The sequence below is a fragment of the Algoriphagus iocasae genome, from assembly GCF_014206875.1.
Taxonomy (GTDB): domain Bacteria; phylum Bacteroidota; class Bacteroidia; order Cytophagales; family Cyclobacteriaceae; genus Algoriphagus; species Algoriphagus iocasae.
The window spans coordinates 1-1,230 of the sequence record NZ_JACIJO010000011.1 but is presented as its reverse complement, the minus strand read 5'-3'; the positions used below and the strand labels follow the sequence as shown (position 1 = coordinate 1,230).

Annotated in this window: 1 protein-coding gene; it reads right to left on the bottom strand. The window is 40.1% G+C overall.

All coding sequences use genetic code 11. The annotated features are described in order from the left end of the window. Positions 1-14: 14 nt before the first annotated feature. On the bottom strand, positions 15-1,016 hold the full coding sequence (locus FHS59_RS23110; protein WP_184498775.1) for an IS110 family RNA-guided transposase: 1,002 nt from the start codon (positions 1,014-1,016) through the stop codon (positions 15-17). Positions 1,017-1,230 lie beyond the last annotated feature (214 nt).

Here is a 1,230-nt window from a genome sequence, read left to right as displayed (position 1 = left end):
GATATTCTTATGGATTAGGCAAGGGTTATATTGTAATTTATTTCATGTTTTCTTTTGTCTCGGATCAGGGCAAAAATCCTGTTGATGAGTTTCGCTCTTACCGCATTAATGACGGTCATTTTGTTTTTGCCTTCAGCAACTTTTCTTTCAAAATAATCTCTGAACTCTCCTTTCATTTTCACAGCTGAAAGAGCTGCCATATGGAACAATGTTTTGAGATGTATATTAGCTTTGTACGATACTTTTCTCCTGGATCGTTGGCTGGTTCCCGATTCGAAGGAAAATGGAGCAACTCCAACATGACAGGCGAATTTTCTCCCCGAACGAAACTTGGTAAAGGCTCCTGTTGCGATGATGGTATGTAGAGCTACTTGTTCGCCGATACCGTCTACGGAAGTTAATATGGCCTTTTGTTCACAGAGTGCTTCATTTGACTCCAATAAGGCTTTGATTTGTTGATCTATGTCTCTGATGACTTTACTCAGCGATTTCTCTTGCTTTTTGAACCGCTTGCTTCTAGCTTTGTAAAGTTCCTCATCCATGAAACCTTTCAGGTCTTTGATCTGTGCTTTATACTTGGCTCTTTCTTTTATAAAGAGCTCTCTTTCACCCGATAGAGAGCGAATGGCTTCCAGGGTATCGTCTTCCACTGTTTGGATTTTGGCCTTGTCCTGATGTCTTTTGCCATAATCGGCTATCCGAATGGCATCCACTCGGTCATTTTTGTAGCGGGTCACCCCCGATCGTTGTTTGATCTCAGCTCCTCCTTCCAGCCATAGGGAAAGATTAAGTTCCAAACAGACTTTTCTAAGTGGATAGCCATAATGACCGGTATGTTCTGCACAGATGAGGGTTTGACTCATATGGTAGGTTTTGGAAAGCTTTTTAAAGAATCGTTTAATGAACAATGGCTTGTTTTCAATCTTGAAACTTTCCACTTCACCTTCAGAGCTGATCAAGGCAATATCAAGGGATAATTTACTGATGTCTATTCCGATAACTGTTTCGAATTGCATACTTTTGAAAATAAATAATTGAAGTAAAGAGAACCGTTACCTAATAACCTTAACAGGTCGTACTGATATCTTATACAGGTCTTGGTTCTTGAATCCTGTCAGTCCCAAATATCGCGTCAGGTCTCTTACACCTAAAATTGTCGCTGGGTCGCTGACAGGACTTCAATTATAATCCAAATCCTTCTTTTTTGCTATCTGACAAACCTAAGGTATT

Bases quoted from the DNA above. Each gene is read 5' to 3' on its own strand.
- FHS59_RS23110 (WP_184498775.1), bottom strand. From the start codon at position 1,016: ATGCAATTCGAAACAGTTATCGGAATAGACATCAGTAAATTATCCCTT.